The following is a 16,736-nucleotide window of genomic DNA, read 5'->3' as shown; positions in this document are numbered from 1 at the left end:
ATCATTTATCCATTCGTACTATTTTCGGCGTAAAAGTTCCCAATACTTTCACCAATTCAGTTTGTAAATTCATCACTGTTTTGATGTTTTTATACGCAAATGGCGCTTCATCTACACTTCCTCCAATAAGCTCAATTCCTGCATCTTTCAATTGAGAATTCATAAAACTTTTGGTAATTGTAGATTTACATTTCGCGCGAGACATTTTTCGTCCTGCACCATGCGATGCTGAATTAATACTTAATTCATTTCCCAAACCTTCGACAATGTAACCATTAGCTGTCATAGAACCTGGAATAATTCCTAAAACTCCTTTTCCAATTGGCGTTGCACCTTTTCTATGCACAATACATTCTTCATTATCTACAATTTCTTTCCACGCAAAATTGTGATGGTTTTCTATATTAAAAACAATACGTTTTCCTAAAGTTTTGGCTATTCTTCGATGAATATCGTCATGACAAGCCTTTGCATAATCTCCAGCCAAATTCATTGCAGCCCAATATTCTTGTCCGTCATGTGTATCCAAATCCAACCAAGCCAAATGTTGTACTTGTTTTGGAAGTGGACATTGTTTTGCAGCCAAATAAGTATAATGTTTTGCAATATTTGCTCCCAAACCACGAGAACCGCTATGCGATAAAACTGCTAGATATTCGCCCGGAATTAAATTCCATTCAGGTTTTACCTCATCTAATTTTACAATTCCAAATTCAACAAAATGATTTCCTCCGCCAGAAGTTCCCAATTGTTGATAAGCTTTTGTTTTTAAACTTTTCAAAATTGGAATTTCATCAAAAATAGATCGTTCAAAAATTTCATGATCAGCTTTTATTTTATGCGTTTCATACATTCCAAATTTGGTATGATCTTGTAAAATCTGAATTAACTGATGCGATTTTCCTTTCAAGAAACTCGCAGGTAAATCGTAAACCGAAAGACTCATTCTACAACCAATATCCACGCCAACTCCATAAGGAATTACAGCGTTATTTGTCGCTAAAACTCCGCCAATAGGCAATCCATAGCCCGAATGCGCATCTGGCATCAAAGCTCCTTTTACCGAAATTGGCAATTTCAATGCATCATACAATTGAAATTTTGCTTGTTCATCAATTTCATTTTCTCCGAAAATAGAAAAAGGTGAACGTGTTGTTTTCAATTCTTGTAGTCTAATTTCAACTGGTTTTATCAAGCCTTCTGCAACTTTTCCCCAAATTCCGTCTCCAATATATTTTTCTGGTTCTAGTAGAACTTCTTTAGCTTCATTAAGAATCGTTTGTTTTTTTTCTTTTTTTCTGTATCGATGAATTTGTCCTAAAACAATATTTATCGAATTATTTTTTGGAAAGCCTAATTTTATAAAGTCCTTTCCAGAGATTTTATTTCCCATGATTAATATCTTTTGGATACTGATGTTCTTTTTTCCATCAGTTTTTCAACGATTGAAATCGCTGAATTTCCTTGTTAAAAAAAATTACCTTTTTGTAAAAAGATTTTAAATATTTGTTATTCGTTGATACAAATAACTTTCTACGGTTATTTTTCTATTACATTTTTTTTCTTGCTGTTTTTACAATTTCTTTCCTAAACTTTTTTATATGATTGAATAGAAAAGAAGATTGAATCTTCCTAGAATAGATATTTGATTGTAAATAAATATTTTGAAAATAATTAACGCTAATTATTTCTTCTTCGGAAATTTTTAGAAGTTATTCTGAATCTAGAATGGAATAATAAAAGAAAAAGCCCGAAGAATCCTTCGGGCTTTTGATATAATAAAAGTAAATTATTTACGATTTATAAGCACGAAGAATGCTCATTGCAAAATCTGTTGCAATAGCTGAAAATTGATATGTCGCTTCTTTGAACATTTTATTTCTTCGTTATTAATTGTTATACGTTATGATTTTTATCAGTGCAAATTTAAGTCAATAAAATCCACATTTCCAAATAATCAGTACAATTTCACTAGAAATAGTGAAAAAATAAAGTTTATTCCATTCAACAAATAAACTAATTAGTAGAAAAATGAATTTAATATCCTAAATCCTAAATGTTTTACAAAATAATATTTAACACTTTATTTTTCAAAAAACTTGCAGTCTGAACGGAAAAGATTATTTTTGCCTATTCGACAAGAAGAGTATGAAAAATATCCGTAATTTCTGTATTATCGCTCATATTGACCATGGTAAAAGTACTTTGGCCGATCGCTTATTGCAAGTAACAAATACGATTTCTGATCGTGAGTTACAAAATCAAACTTTAGACGATATGGATTTGGAACGCGAACGCGGTATCACGATCAAATCACACGCTATCCAAATGGAATATGAAAAAGATGGTGAAAAATATATATTAAATTTAATTGACACTCCAGGTCACGTAGATTTTTCTTACGAGGTTTCTCGTTCGATTGCTGCTTGTGAAGGAGCTTTGTTAATTGTAGATGCTGCGCAAAGTATCCAAGCTCAAACTATTTCTAACCTTTATTTGGCTTTAGAAAATGATTTAGAGATTATTCCTGTTTTAAACAAAATCGATTTACCTTCTGCAAATCCAGAAGAAGTAACGGATGATATTGTAGATTTAATTGGTTGTGATCCTGAAGATGTTTTGCGTGTAAGTGGAAAAACTGGTGAAGGTGTATTGGAACTATTACACACGATTATCGAAAAAATTCCTGCTCCAGTAGGTGATCCTGATGCACCATTACAAGCCTTGATTTTTGACTCTGTTTATAATCCTTTCCGAGGAATTGAAGCTTTTTATAAAGTTGTAAATGGTGAAATCAAAAAAGGAGACCAAGTAAAATTCATGGCTACAGGCAAAAAGTATGGAGCTGATGAAATTGGAACTTTGAAATTGAATCAAGTAGAGAAAAAAGCAATTAAAACAGGCGATGTTGGTTACATTATTTCTGGAATTAAAGAAGCTTCTGAAGTAAAAGTTGGTGATACAATTACATTAGTTGATAATCCAGCAACAGAAGCAATTGATGGTTTCGAAGAAGTAAAACCAATGGTATTCGCAGGTATTTATCCAGTAGATACAGAGGATTACGAAGATTTACGTGCATCTATCGAAAAATTACGTTTAAATGATGCTTCATTAACTTTTGAAGCTGAATCTTCTGCAGCTTTAGGATTTGGTTTCCGTTGTGGATTCTTAGGAATGTTGCACTTAGAAATCATTCAAGAACGTTTGGAACGCGAGTTTAATATGACCGTAATTACAACGGTTCCTAACGTTTCGTATGAAGCCTATTTAGAAAAAGATCCAGAAAAAATGATTCCGGTTCATAATCCATCTGAATTACCAGATCCATCAGGATTAAACCGTGTTGAAGAACCATATATTCGTGCAACAATTATTACAAAATCTGAATTTGTTGGTCCAGTAATGAGTTTGTGTATCGAAAAACGTGGTGAATTACAATCTCAAAATTATTTAACTCAACATCGTGTTGAGATGGTTTTCAATATGCCATTGGCTGAAGTTGTTTTCGATTTCTATGATCGATTAAAATCAATTTCAAAAGGATATGCATCTTTTGATTATGCTCCTTCTGGAATGAAAGCTTCGAAATTGGTAAAAGTGGATATCATGATTAATGGAGAAGTTGTGGATGCTTTATCTGCATTAATTCACGTTGATAATGCATACAATATTGGAAAGAAAATGTGTGAAAAATTACGCGAATTAATTCCTCGTCAACAATTCGATATTCCAATTCAAGCAGCAATTGGAGCAAAAATTATTGCACGTGAAACAATCAAAGCTTTGCGTAAAGATGTTACTGCAAAATGTTATGGTGGAGATATTTCTCGTAAACGTAAATTATTAGAAAAACAAAAAGCAGGTAAAAAGAAAATGCGTCAAATTGGTCGTGTAGAAGTTCCTCAATCTGCTTTCTTAGCTGTTTTGAAATTGAATGATTAAAAATTCTCTTTAAATATTAAAAACCGTTCATAGGAACGGTTTTTTTTTATTCTTTTTTGACAAATATCAGCCGATAACAATTTATTGAACAATAATTATAGCTTAATTTTGCCTCGAATGAAATTTGCTTTTTCAATATTATTTACATCAATAATACTTATCTGTAGTTTTCAAAACTCTTTATTGGTCATCGATTACGAAATAAATAGAGATGTTTATGAACTTCTTTGTGAAAACCAAGATAAGCCTGAACTAATGTGTAATGGAAAATGTTTATTAAGCAAAAAAACAGAAACAACACAGTCAAGTTCATTAACAGCTAAAGTTTTTATTGATATTGTCTACATTCCTACGAATCTTGTCAATCTTCATTCAAATTTATTGGTAGAAAACTCTACTCAAACAACCTTTTCTGATCAAGAATATTCGATTAGAAAAATGTATTATTCCATTCCAGACATTCCTCCGAATTGTTAATTTATTTCTCACATTTTGAAATCGTTTGATATTACTTTTTATCAAACCAAATCACTATTGTCCAAATTCAAATTAACAAACATTGAAAAAGAATAGAACAAATTTACTATGTCTTACGGCATTTGTATTTGCTATAAACTCGTACGCACAGACAATCGAAAATGATTCGATAACAGAATTAGAAATGGTTAAAATTTCTAAGAAAAATGAAAATTCAGATTCTAAAAAAATAAACGTTACTTATTCACATTTACTAAACCATGATGCAGGAAGTTTTCTGAAAACAATTCCCGAAATTTCTGGTATAAAAAAAGCTGGAAACTTTGCAACAGATCCTGTTTTAAGAGGTTTTAAATATGAACAATTGAATATTGTAATTGATGGAGCTGCAAATGCAATAAATGCTTGCCCAAGTAGAATGGATCCTGCGATTTCGCAAGTGAACATGAATATGGTACAAGATGCCGAAATATATAAAGGTCCGTATAATTTTAGATACGGAACAGCATTGGGAGGAACAATAAATTTCACAAGTATTCAACCTAAATTCACAGAAAAAGTTCAGCTAAAAAATCGATTTTCAACAGGTTTTGAAAGCAATGGAAAAATTTTCAGGAATGAAATTTTGAGTCAACTTTCTTCAAAAAAAATAGTTTGGGATTTCTTTGGTTCTTATCAAAAAGGTGATCGATACAAAGATGGAAACGGAAACGAAGTTCCTTCTGCTTTCACTCGTTATAATATTGGAACGAAAGGAACTATGAAATGGAATAATACAAATTTCACAACCTTACAAGTAAATACAAATCAAGGACGAGATGTAGAATTCGCAGCTTTGAAAATGGATTTGATTTACGATAAAACGTGGATGCTTCAATTAAAACATTTGGCAATGTTTAATCATTCAATTCTGAAACAAATAGAATTTAACTCTTATTTATCAACTGTTCATCATTCGATGGGATCGCCAGATAAAAGTATGATTTCGAATGTTAAATCTTCTACTTATGGCGCACGAATAGAATCTAAATTCAATTGGAAACGAAATAATTTATTTTCTGGTTTTGATTTTAAGCATGAAGAAGCTAAAAATGTTAGTACAAAAATGTCTTCTATGATGATGAATAAGATGATGATGAATAAGAATGGTTCGTCTTGGCAAGATTCAGAAATCAATCAAATAGGTTGGTTTACCGAATTCACACATCAATTTGATCATGCTAAATTTATTGCTTCTTATCGATTAGATTTTAATGACGCTAATGCAAATGAAATGTCTCCACTTTTCGAAACATTGTATGGCAAGATGAAATCAAATTATGTAAATAACAGCATTAGTTTTGGATACAAACAAAGCTTAAATTCTAAAAATGAACTCTCATTTTGGATTGGTCGAGGACAACGAAGCCCAAGTTTAACAGAACGATATATCAACCGTTTTGTTGTTGGAATTGATGCTTACGAAGTTGTAGGAAATCCTTTACTAAAAGCCGAAACAAATAATCAAGCCGATTTTATTTATACTTATAAGAATGAAAAATTATTTATCCAATCCAACTTGTTTTATTCTTATTTAGAAAATTATATTTCGGGCGTTATTCGAGATGATATCAAACCAAATTCTATGCATAGCCCTGGAGTTCGACAAATGCAAAATATCAAAAAAGCGTACAAAACAGGAATAGAATCGCGCATAAATTGGCAAATTTTACAACATTTCAACACAGATTTTGGTTTTGCTTATACATATGCAGAAAATTTAGTAGACAAAAATGCTTTGCCAGAAATTGCGCCATTTAATCTGAAATGGAAAGTTGAAGCCGATTTTTCTCCTTTCAATTTTGGGATTTCTTATCATTATTCTTCAAAACAAAATCGAATTGCTCAAAATTTTGGAGAATTGAAAACGCCTGAATTTTCTGTTTTTAATATCTATTCCAATTATAATTTAACAAAGAATATCTTCATAAATTTTGAAGTAAGTAATTTGTTCGACAGAGCTTACTCGGAGCATTTGAACCGAACTTATTCTGATAATACAAAACAACGAATTCTAGAAAGAGGTAGAAGTTTTAACCTTAATATTAACATGAAATTCTAATCAAAAAGCCGTTCATAAGAACGGCTTTTTTTGTAACAATTGGAAACAATTTTATACTAATAAAATAAACCAATCATATGAAATACATACTAAAATTAGAACAGCTTGGTGTATTAATTTTTATAATCGTCTTATATAGCGTTCTCAAATTATCTTGGATGTGGTTTGCAATTCTTTTTCTTTCTCCAGATATTTTTATGTTAGGTTATCTTTTTGGAGCTAAAGTTGGAGGAATATCCTACAATTTTATTCACAATTATTTTACAACAATTGTCTTGATTCTTATTGGTTATTTTTTAAATATTGAATGGTGTTTGATGATAGGATTTATATTTTCTGCACATATTGCATTTGATCGTTTTTTAGGATTTGGTCTTAAAAAATATGATGGATTCAAATCCACACATTTAGGAGATTTATAACATCACAACATCATTCGTTGAACCTTTTTCCAAGATTTCTGAAATACTTCGCATTGTAATTTCTGAAATTTGTTCTAATGCTTCTTGCGTAAAAAATGCTTGATGCGCAGTTACCAAAACATTTGGAAAACTCATCAATCGTTGAATCATATCATCTTGGATAATTTCTGCTGATAAATCCTTGAAAAACAATTTTTCTTCTTGTTCATAAACATCAATTCCTAAATGACCAATTTTATGATTTTTCAACTCTTCAATTGCTTCATGCGTATTAATTAATCCTCCTCTACTTGTATTAATAATCGTTACGCCATCTTTCATTAGTTCGATCGTTTTTTGATTAATCATATAATGATTTTCTGGCGTTAATGGACAATGCAACGAAATAATATCGGAAGTTTTATACAACGTATCCAATTCCACATATTCTACTCCGCTATTTATCAATTCTTGATCGGGATATAAATCATAAGCAATTATTTTACATCCAAATCCTTTTGCAATATGAATAAAAGCCTTTCCTATTTTACCTGTTCCAACAACTCCTATTGTTTTCTGAAAAAGATTAAAACCAAGTAAACCATTCAATGCAAAATTTTGTTCACGAACACGATTATAAGCTTTGTGCGTTTTTCGGTTCAATGTTAATAACATTGCCATTGTATGCTCTGCAACAGCTTCTGGAGAATAAGCAGGAACGCGACAAACTTTTATCCCGAATTCTTTCGCTGCTTCTAGATCTACATTGTTAAAACCTGCACATCTCAATGCAATAATTTTAACTCCTTTTTTGGCTAAAACCTCAATTACTTGTCGGTTTACTTTATCATTAACAAACACACAAACAGCAACTTCATCTTCTATTGCATTTACAATATGCGGACCTAAATGTGTTTCATAAAAATTAAGTTGAAAGCCATAATTTTTATTTTCAGCTTCAAAAAAAGTTTTATCATAAGGTTTAGATGAAAAGAAGGCTATTTTCATTGAATTATTTTTAACTAATTTACGTTTTTAAATAGTTATAATTTACTTTACACTTGATTATTATATAGTTTTAAATCATTAAAAATTAATCAATCGTTCCTCAATTATAAATTTCGTTTTTCATTTTTTCTCTAAAAAAGAATTAAGAAATCTAAAATCCTATTTTTAACTTTGCGGCAATGAAACAGAAATTTAATCCTGAAGGTTGGAATCGTATAGAACATTTTAATATGTTTTCGAAAATGGATAATCCATATGTTGGAGTTGTTGCGGAGGTTGAATGTTCTAAAGCTTATAAATTTGCAAAGGCAAATAAATTGTCTTTTTTCGCGGTTTATTTACATTGTTCGATGTTGGCAGAAAATAAAATTAACGAATTCAAATATCGTATCGAAGAGGATGAAATCTTTGTTTATGATCATTTAGATTGTGGTACAACAATTGGACGAAAAGATGGAACTTTTGGCTTTGCATTGATGAATTTTACTGAAGATTTTGATGCTTTTAATACACAACTTCAAGCGCAAATACAAAGTGTAGAAAATTCGGTTGGTTTACATATCAAAAACGAAGAAATTACAATTGGTTTGGTTCGTCATTCTACTTTTCCTTGGTCAAGATTTACAGGATTGGTGCAACCGAGTAATTTTGGAACGGGAGAATCTATTCCACGAATTATTTTTGGAAAAGCATATACGCAAAATGATAAAATGTATATGCCTGTTTCTGTGGAAGCGAATCACGGTTTTGTAGATGGTTTTCATTTGGCGAATTATCTCCAAGAATTTGAAAAAGAATTAGGGAAATATTAGAAGTAGAAATTTTTTATATAAGTGAATTGATTGTGAATAATCAATTTACTTTAACTTTTTTATTGAGTTTTTTTGCCCACGAAAAAATATAAATCGATCCAATGATTGAAGGCACAATCCAAAAATAAATATTATTCCCAAATCCAGCTCCTGCAACTAAAAAAGCCGTTACGGAAGCAATATAAGCGCCAACCATTTTTCCTAAATGATTCATTGTCCATTTTTTATAATTTTCTGGATTTTTATAAAAAATAAAATCTCGATAAGATAAAACGCCTGCTAAAAATCCGAAAATTAAATACAACAATCCAATACTTTTAGTTGTAAAAAGTGGAAATAAACCAAAAACAATCATCACAATTGCTGTAATAAACATTGTTCCTGAAATGATTTTATCTAAATTATTTGAATAATTTTTACGTTTATAATTAAGAATTCTATTTCCGATTAAAATCATATAAATTGTAAAAATTCCTATCATCAAAAGAAAAGAATTATGGTGATTCGGGAAAGTGCAAATAATTAACGAAAGGATAGAACTAACGAGCATGCCAATTGAAAATATTTTTCCAATTTTTCTATGCATCGAATTTCCTTTTTTTATGATTATAACTGCTGTACCAGCAACTAAACCAATTACTCCGAAAAATGCATGAATGTAAATTATTATTTTGACTAGATTTTCCATAATAAGTTTATTAATTATGAACTAAAACTAGTTGAACTACCAAATAAATGAAAAAATAGTTGACTGAGTTGTCGAATTTTACAGATGAATTGTATTATTTTTTTGCTTTCACAAATTCAATCGCATCATTCATCAAATCGAATTCATAGCCTTTGTATGCTAAATATGCTTTTATCTTGTTTGTTTTCTTGAAAGAATCTCGTTCGGAAGTTAATAAATTGAACTTTTTCTGAGTTAAATGCAATAAATTATTCCAATATTTATCCAAATCAATTTCTTCTTTAAATGCTTTTTCGATTAATTTTTGATCTATTTGTCGCATTTTTAATTCTTGACGAAGTCGGTTTCTTCCCCACATTTTTTGATTAACTTTTCCTCGAACAAAGCTATGTACAAAACGTTCTTCATTTAGAAATCCGTAATGAATGAGCTTAAAAATAATCTCATCTTTTGCTTCTGGAATCAAATCAAAATCACGTAATTTTTTTTCTACTTCCCAATGACAACGATCTTGATAAAGACAATATTTTGCCATTTTATCTTTGATTTCATCAATCGTATAAATCTTTTTTTGGTTGTTTTTAGAAAAATCCATGCGACAAAGTTACGTATCTTTCTAATAAAAAAACTGAACCATTTTTGGTTCAGTTTTTTTATATCGATATATGTTATTTACATTAAGCTTTATGTAATTCTGCAATATATTCGGTTGGATTTTCTGCATTAAAAACTGCTGAACCTGCTACTAAAGCATCTGCTCCAGCTTCTACTAATTTTGATGCATTTTGAACACCAACTCCTCCATCAATTTCGATGATAACATTTGCATTCGCTTCTGTAATCATTTTCTTTAATTTAGAAACTTTGTTATATGTATTTTCGATAAATTTTTGACCTCCAAAACCTGGATTAACACTCATGATTAAAACTAAGTCCAAATCATTGATTACATCTTCTAAAACAGCAACTGGCGTATGAGGATTAAGCGCTACACCAGCTTTCATTCCTTCTGCTTTTATGGCCTGAATTGTACGATGCAAATGTGTACAAGCTTCGTAATGTACAGTTAAAATATCTGCTCCTATTTGCTTGAAAGTAGAAATGTAACGATCTGGATCAATAATCATTAAATGAACATCAAGAACTTTGTCTGTTAACGAATTTATTTTCTCGATAATTGGCATTCCGTAAGAGATATTTGGAACAAAAACGCCATCCATGACATCTAAATGAAACCATTCTGCTTGAGAATTATTTACCATTTCGATGTCCTTTGCTAAATTTCCGAAATCTGCTGCTAAAATTGATGGTGCTACTATTGGCATAATCTTTTTTTTGTTTGTTTTTTGTGATACAAAGGTAAGCAAAGAAAAAATGATTGAACAAAATTAAATCTAATCCAAGAAAACGCGATTATCAATAAAGTTATATGGTTCTTCGTCTTTCAATTCTTCATTAATAATAAAATGAATAGAATCTTTTGACATAAAAATATAAGTATAAATATCAGCCATTTCATCAGAATCTCTAAACTCATAATATTCTTCTCCAATAGTACACCAAACACCTTTATCTTCCGAAAAAGTTATGTTATCATCACTATGAATTGTTTTGAAATTAACCGTCATCGTTCCGTCAGCTTTTCTATTTATCAACCAACTATTAGTTTCGCCTTTAAAAAATTTCCCATGATCAGTTCCAGACCAAATTCCAACAAATCGTTCATCTACATCCATAGATTTTATAAATTCTTTAATTTGTTTTTGATCTGCTTTATCCATTCTGTTTTCTATATTAAAAGTAGCTTAAAAATAACAATCTATACTTCTTCTCATCTCAAAAAGACTTAATTTGCAGCTTGGGATAAAAACAACAAATTTATGGAAAATAATATGCTTAATCAACACCCTGCAGATATTGCTGAACAATTAACTGCATTGGACGTAAAGAAGAGAAACATCGCTTTTTACTCGCTTTCGAATGATGATAAAGTTGAAGTATTCTCCTATTTTGAGCCCGATATTCAGTACGAAATTGTAAAAAGTTTGACAGACGAAGATCTAGCAGAAGTTTTGAACAATCTTGATCCAGATGACCGAACAGAGCTTTTTGAAAACTTCCCAGATCAATTAATCAAACATTCAATCAACCTTTTAAATCCTGAAGAACGAGCAATTGCATTAAATTTAATTGGATACAATGAAGATTCTATTGCCCGATTGATGACGCCAAATTATATTCAAGTAAAAGAATATTATACTGTAAAACAAGTTTTGGCGCATATCAAAAAGTATGGTAAAAAGGCTGAAACTTTAACCTATATTTTTATTGTTGATGGTAAAAACAGGTTAATTGATGATTTAAAAATTGGTGAAATCCTTTTAGCTGATGAAGATACAAAAGTAGAAGACTTAATTGATTATAATTTTGTTTCAATAAAAGCGACAACGCCTTTAGAAGAAGCTTTGGAAGTTTTTGATAAATATGATCGTTCTGCGATGCCAATTGTTACAGAAAATGATGTTTTGGTCGGAATTGTAACATTTGATGATATCTTGGATCGAATGAAAATGCGCGATACAGAAGATATTCAAAAATTCGGAGGAATGGAGGAATTGGATGTTTCATATACAAAAACTCCAATTACAGAATTGATTAAAAAACGTGCTGGCTGGCTTGTTATCTTATTTATTGGTGAAATGTTTACGGCTTCGGCAATGAGCTATTATGATCAAGAAATAGAAAAAGCTGTTGTATTGGCATTATTTGTTCCATTGATTATTTCAAGTGGAGGAAATTCAGGTTCACAAGCAGCTTCATTAATCATTCGCGCGATGGCTTTAGGCGAATTGAAATTAAAAGATTGGTGGTATGTAATGAAAAAAGAATTTGCTTCTGGATTAATATTAGGTTCAATCCTTGGATTTGTTGGCTTTGTTAGAATTCTTATTTGGGAAAAAACTGGAATTTATAGTTATGGAGAATATTGGTTTTATATAGCCTTAACAGTTGCTTTATCCTTAATTGTAATTGTTTTATGGGGAACACTTTCTGGCTCTTTAGTGCCATTTATTTTGAGAAAAATAGGATTTGATCCTGCTACAGCTTCTTCGCCTTTCGTGGCAACTTTGGTTGACGTTTCTGGATTAATTATTTACTTTACAATCGCTGCAATTTTACTAAGCGGAAAATTATTATAACGAAAAACTCCAACTAAATTTAGTTGGAGTTTTTTTATTTATTTTTTTCTTGTATCAATAAATTCATAATTATTATTATTCTGATTAAATGATAAATCAAAAACTTTAAATTTTATTTGATTTACATTCAGAACTTCATAAGTATAGACATCTGTCATACCAGAATCTTCATGGTATTCGTAAAACTTATTATCTTTTACCCACCATTTTCCTTTCTCGATATGGCTTTCAACCTTATTTCCTTTCGATTTTACTCTAAAATCTAAAATAAATGTTCCATCAATATTTCGCGTCATTGTCCATTCTTTAGATACTCCTTCTATTTGATTATCCTTTTCAGAACCTAACCAAATACCCACTAATCTACTATCTTGTACACCATCTGAAGAGTCATGTGAAAAACCATTCATTTTATCGCTCATATTCATCAATTTTTGCATAGATTTTGCTTTGAATATAGAATATTGCTCTTCATAATAACTTGTTTGATCTGATGATTTTTCTTCATCAAATTTTTCTAATCTAAAACCTAAAGTTTGTTTCTTCTTTTTTATTTTAAAATTGACTTGATTTTGATTTATCTTGTAAGTAAACTCATCATTATACTCTTCTCCAATTTCTGTATAAAGATTATTATTCGTGTTCCAATGACCAACTTCTTTCACATAGATAGAATCATTATTATAAATTAACTCTAAAAATAATGTAAATGTTCCATCAGCCTTTCTATCAATAAAAGCTTTTCCTTTTACAGGATCATTTTTTGTTGGATAAATTGTAGATTTCCAAAAACCAACTAAATTTTGATCAATTTCCTTTTGACCGAAAGAATAAGTTGAAAAAAGTGTAAGTGTAAATAGTAAAATAAATTTTCTCATAAAATGTTTTAGTAATTATAAAAAAAGCAGCTTATATAGCTGCTTTCTTATGTTTTTATCGTCCGATATATGTTTTCAAAATCTTAGATCTTGAAGTATGTTTTAAACGACGAATTGCTTTTTCTTTAATTTGACGAACACGTTCTCTTGTTAAATCGAATGTTTCTCCAATTTCTTCTAACGTCATTGGGTGTTGACCATTTAATCCGAAATATAAACGAATTAAGTCAGCTTCACGAGGCGTTAATGTTTGTAATGCACGTTCAATTTCCACACGTAAAGATTCAATCATTAATTGTACATCTGGTGATGGAGATTCTCCAATGTTTAATACATCGTATAAGTTAGAATCTTCTCCTTCTACTAATGGCGCATCCATTGAGACGTGACGACCAGAGTTTTTCATTGACTCTTTTACATCACCTTCAGACATATCCAAAACTTCAGAAATTTCTTCTGCAGATGGAGCACGTTCATGTTCTTGCTCTAATAAAGCATAAGCTTTATTAATTTTATTAATTGATCCAATTTTATTTAATGGTAAACGTACAATACGAGATTGCTCTGCTAATGCTTGTAAGATAGATTGACGAATCCACCAAACGGCATACGAGATAAATTTGAAACCACGCGTTTCGTCAAAACGTTGTGCTGCTTTAATCAAACCTAAGTTTCCTTCATTAATTAAATCCGGTAAACTTAATCCTTGATTTTGATATTGTTTTGCAACAGATACCACGAAACGTAAGTTTGCTTTTGTTAATTTTTCTAAGGCAACACGATCTCCTGCTTTGATACGTTGTGCTAACTCTACTTCCTCCTCCGCTGTAATCAAATCTACTTTACCAATCTCTTGTAAGTATTTATCCAACGACGCAGTTTCACGATTTGTTACCTGCTTTGTAATTTTAAGCTGTCTCATTTAACTAAAACCCTACTATTATTAATGATTATTATCGATTTCTTTTGGTATCTTATCAACACCTCTATATATGTATACGCAGATAACTGAAAAAGGTTACAAAATATTGTAAATTATTTCATAATTAATATCTTAAAACTTCGTAAATCATTTGTGCAGAGAGTTTCGCTGTCGAGTTATCAACATCAAAAAGCGAATTATACTCAACTAAATCAAAGATTTTTACTTTGTTTGAGTTCATCAAAACTTTTAAAATATATTTTACCTGAAAAGGAGTTAAACCGTTAATTGTTGTTGCGCTTACACCAGGAGCATAAGCTGCATCGAAAACATCCATGTCCAATGAAACATAAAGTGCATCAAATTGCGAAATAATCGTTTTTAGATTATCTAATACTTTATTCAAGTTGAAATGAACTTCGTCAGCAAGAATAAAATTTACGTTTAAATCTTCTGCTCGCTGAAATAATGCTTTCGTATTTCCTAATTCCTGAATACCAATTGGAATATAATTGAAATTCATTTCATTTTCTTCGCAATATTTTGCCATTTCATAAAAAGGCGTTCCAGAAGTAGATTGTGGATTTGGAGTTCTTAAATCGAAATGTGCATCGAGATTAATAATTCCTATATTTTTATATGATTTTGCTAAAGCAAGAAAATCGCCTAAAGCTGTTTCATGTCCGCCACCAATTACAATTGGAAAATGATTTTGTTGAATAATTTTAGCAACTTGATGAATTTGTTCTTCTCTAGCAGCTTCTAAATTATTATCATCACAAATAATATTTCCTCCATCGAAAATAAAATCAGTTTTAGAAAAGTGTAAAGGTAAATTTGCTAAAGCTTTTCGAATTAAATCAGGAGAATTTTTTGCTCCAATTCGTCCCTTATTTCTTTCTACTCCTTCTTCTGAACAAAATCCTAAAATGACTTTTGGTTGTATTGAAGATGATTGAAATGTATTGTAATCAGCAATAACTTGATGAATTCTTAAACCTAATTCTCCATCTTCAGAATCAATTCTTCCTGTCCAATTTTCTTGATTAAATGGTGATTTTTTCATGATTAATAAAATTTAGGTAATGATAAATTATATTTTACAGTTACAATACGAATTACGGCAATAATGCATCCAGAAAGAATGAAATTTATATTACGATCTAGACCAAAACCATCAAACACCAAATACATAATTCCTCCAACAATGCAGGCTGTTGCATAAATTTCTTGTACAAAAATGGTTGGTGTTTTATTCATTAATACATCACGTAACATTCCTCCCATAACAGCTGTCATCATTCCCATCATTACGGAAATAAAATCGTTTGCACCTAAGGAATGTGCTTTTTCCAATCCTACAATTGTAAATAAAGCAATTCCTAATGTATCGAAAAGCATTAATGTCGTTCGTAATCGTGCAAAATATTTAAAAAATAATCCTGCTAATAAAATTCCAGCAAACACCGCATAAATTACATTCATATCATTTATCCAAACCAAAGGATAACTATTAAGAAATAAATCACGTAAAGTACCTCCTCCTACAGCAGTTATAAACGCAAAACAAGCAATACCGAACCAATCGTGTTTTTGTCTTTCATCTCCTGCTAAAGCTCCGGAGATAGCAAACACAAGTGTTCCAAATAATTCAAAAATATATTGAATATCCATCTATAAAAATTAATTCGCAAAGATACGAATCTATAAATTAATGACTTTTAAACTTGGGCAATGATAAATTGTATTTAATTGCAACTAAACGAATCACCACGATTACACTACCTGAAATAAAGAAATTTATATTACGATCAAGTCCTAATTTCCATAAAATCATATAAACAGCAGCTCCACAAAGACATGCAAATGCGTAGATTTCTTTTTTGAAAATAATAGGAACCTCATTCAACATTGTATCTCTAATAATCGATCCAAAAACTGCTGTAAACATTCCCATAACAGGAGCTATAACAGGATGAATTCCGAGATTCAAGGCCTTTTCTAAACCAACAATAGTAAATAAAGCGATTCCTAATGTATCAAAAAGCATAAAAGTTTTTCGGAGTTTTAACAATGGTTTGTAAAAAATAGAAGCTAAAACAACACCAATTCCCACTGCATAAATAAGATTAACGTCTTTTATCCACATTATATCAACAGAAAGTAAAATATCACGAATTGTTCCACCTCCAATAGAAGTCAAAAAGGCTATAAATGTTACACCGAACCAATCGTTACCAGATTTTTCATCTGCTGCCAGAGCTCCGGAAATTCCAAAAAAAAGTGTACCAAATAACTCGAAGA

General features: G+C 30.4%; 17 protein-coding genes. 6 read left to right on the top strand and 11 right to left on the bottom strand.

Annotated features, from left to right (window positions below):
• Position 1: 1 nt before the first annotated feature.
• Entirely contained in the window at positions 2-1,393 is a 1,392-nt protein-coding gene (locus ACMHJW_RS04540; RefSeq protein ID WP_413532239.1) for an RtcB family protein, read from the bottom strand.
• A gap of 755 nt (positions 1,394-2,148) precedes the next feature.
• Between ACMHJW_RS04540 and lepA the strand changes: the two genes are divergently transcribed.
• The 4 genes from lepA (at position 2,149) to ACMHJW_RS04520 (ending at position 6,945) form a co-directional block, all read left to right on the top strand.
• The gene (lepA, locus tag ACMHJW_RS04535) at positions 2,149-3,945 is read left to right on the top strand and encodes a translation elongation factor 4 (RefSeq protein ID WP_413532238.1); all 1,797 of its coding nucleotides are present in this window, start codon (positions 2,149-2,151) and stop codon (positions 3,943-3,945) included.
• Positions 3,946-4,128: 183 nt separating this feature from the next.
• On the top strand, positions 4,129-4,422 hold the full coding sequence (locus ACMHJW_RS04530) for a hypothetical protein (RefSeq protein ID WP_413532237.1): 294 nt from the start codon (positions 4,129-4,131) through the stop codon (positions 4,420-4,422).
• Between the two features lie 82 nt (positions 4,423-4,504).
• Complete coding sequence (locus ACMHJW_RS04525; protein ID WP_413532236.1) at positions 4,505-6,523, top strand: TonB-dependent receptor domain-containing protein; 2,019 nt, start codon at positions 4,505-4,507, stop codon at positions 6,521-6,523.
• 77 nt (positions 6,524-6,600) lie between these two features.
• Positions 6,601-6,945, top strand: coding sequence for a DUF4260 domain-containing protein (locus tag ACMHJW_RS04520; RefSeq protein WP_413532235.1), 345 nt, complete (start codon positions 6,601-6,603; stop codon positions 6,943-6,945).
• Here the strand turns inward: ACMHJW_RS04520 and ACMHJW_RS04515 are convergent.
• Positions 6,940-7,932 carry a 2-hydroxyacid dehydrogenase gene (locus tag ACMHJW_RS04515; protein ID WP_413532234.1) on the bottom strand — a complete coding sequence of 331 codons (993 nt, stop codon included), beginning with the start codon at positions 7,930-7,932 and terminating at the stop codon, positions 6,940-6,942. The two genes, ACMHJW_RS04520 and ACMHJW_RS04515, sit on opposite strands and share 6 nt — an antisense overlap.
• Positions 7,933-8,111: 179 nt before the next feature.
• Between ACMHJW_RS04515 and ACMHJW_RS04510 the strand changes: the two genes are divergently transcribed.
• A complete protein-coding gene (locus tag ACMHJW_RS04510; RefSeq protein WP_413532233.1) occupies positions 8,112-8,744 on the top strand; it encodes a CatA-like O-acetyltransferase in 633 nt (210 codons plus the stop codon).
• Between the two features lie 40 nt (positions 8,745-8,784).
• Here the strand turns inward: ACMHJW_RS04510 and ACMHJW_RS04505 are convergent, their stop codons facing one another.
• The 4 genes from ACMHJW_RS04505 to ACMHJW_RS04490 form a co-directional block, all read right to left on the bottom strand.
• A complete protein-coding gene (locus tag ACMHJW_RS04505; RefSeq protein WP_413532232.1) occupies positions 8,785-9,432 on the bottom strand; it encodes a hypothetical protein in 648 nt (215 codons plus the stop codon).
• Between the two features lie 94 nt (positions 9,433-9,526).
• Entirely contained in the window at positions 9,527-10,027 is a 501-nt protein-coding gene (locus tag ACMHJW_RS04500) for a regulatory protein RecX (protein ID WP_413532231.1), read from the bottom strand.
• Positions 10,028-10,109: 82 nt separating this feature from the next.
• On the bottom strand, positions 10,110-10,757 hold the full coding sequence (gene rpe / locus ACMHJW_RS04495; protein ID WP_413532230.1) for a ribulose-phosphate 3-epimerase: 648 nt from the start codon (positions 10,755-10,757) through the stop codon (positions 10,110-10,112).
• 69 nt (positions 10,758-10,826) lie between these two features.
• Positions 10,827-11,213, bottom strand: a complete 387-nt coding sequence (locus ACMHJW_RS04490) for a hypothetical protein (protein ID WP_413532229.1) — start codon at positions 11,211-11,213, stop codon at positions 10,827-10,829.
• Between the two features lie 99 nt (positions 11,214-11,312).
• On the opposite strand from ACMHJW_RS04490, the gene mgtE reads away from it, so the two are divergent.
• Positions 11,313-12,632 carry a magnesium transporter gene (gene mgtE / locus ACMHJW_RS04485; RefSeq protein WP_413532228.1) on the top strand — a complete coding sequence of 440 codons (1,320 nt, stop codon included), beginning with the start codon at positions 11,313-11,315 and terminating at the stop codon, positions 12,630-12,632.
• A gap of 38 nt (positions 12,633-12,670) precedes the next feature.
• Here mgtE and ACMHJW_RS04480 read toward each other — a convergent pair whose 3' ends face one another.
• The 5 genes from ACMHJW_RS04480 to ACMHJW_RS04460 all read right to left on the bottom strand — a co-directional run.
• Complete coding sequence (locus ACMHJW_RS04480) at positions 12,671-13,510, bottom strand: hypothetical protein (protein ID WP_413532227.1); 840 nt, start codon at positions 13,508-13,510, stop codon at positions 12,671-12,673.
• Positions 13,511-13,565: 55 nt separating this feature from the next.
• Complete coding sequence (locus ACMHJW_RS04475; protein ID WP_019975176.1) at positions 13,566-14,432, bottom strand: RNA polymerase sigma factor RpoD/SigA; 867 nt, start codon at positions 14,430-14,432, stop codon at positions 13,566-13,568.
• A 124-nt stretch (positions 14,433-14,556) separates the two neighbouring features.
• Positions 14,557-15,498 carry a formimidoylglutamase gene (gene hutG / locus ACMHJW_RS04470; RefSeq protein ID WP_413532226.1) on the bottom strand — a complete coding sequence of 314 codons (942 nt, stop codon included), beginning with the start codon at positions 15,496-15,498 and terminating at the stop codon, positions 14,557-14,559.
• Positions 15,499-15,500: 2 nt separating this feature from the next.
• Entirely contained in the window at positions 15,501-16,106 is a 606-nt protein-coding gene (locus tag ACMHJW_RS04465) for a trimeric intracellular cation channel family protein (protein WP_413532225.1), read from the bottom strand.
• 37 nt (positions 16,107-16,143) lie between these two features.
• The coding region (locus tag ACMHJW_RS04460) for a trimeric intracellular cation channel family protein (protein WP_413532224.1) at positions 16,144-16,736 on the bottom strand (593 nt) is incomplete at its 5' end.

Origin of the sequence: Empedobacter brevis (assembly GCF_965118635.1) — a bacterium.
Taxonomy (GTDB): domain Bacteria; phylum Bacteroidota; class Bacteroidia; order Flavobacteriales; family Weeksellaceae; genus Empedobacter; species Empedobacter brevis_A.
The sequence above is the reverse complement of the archived record's forward strand: the minus strand, read 5'-3'. Positions and strand labels throughout refer to the sequence as shown.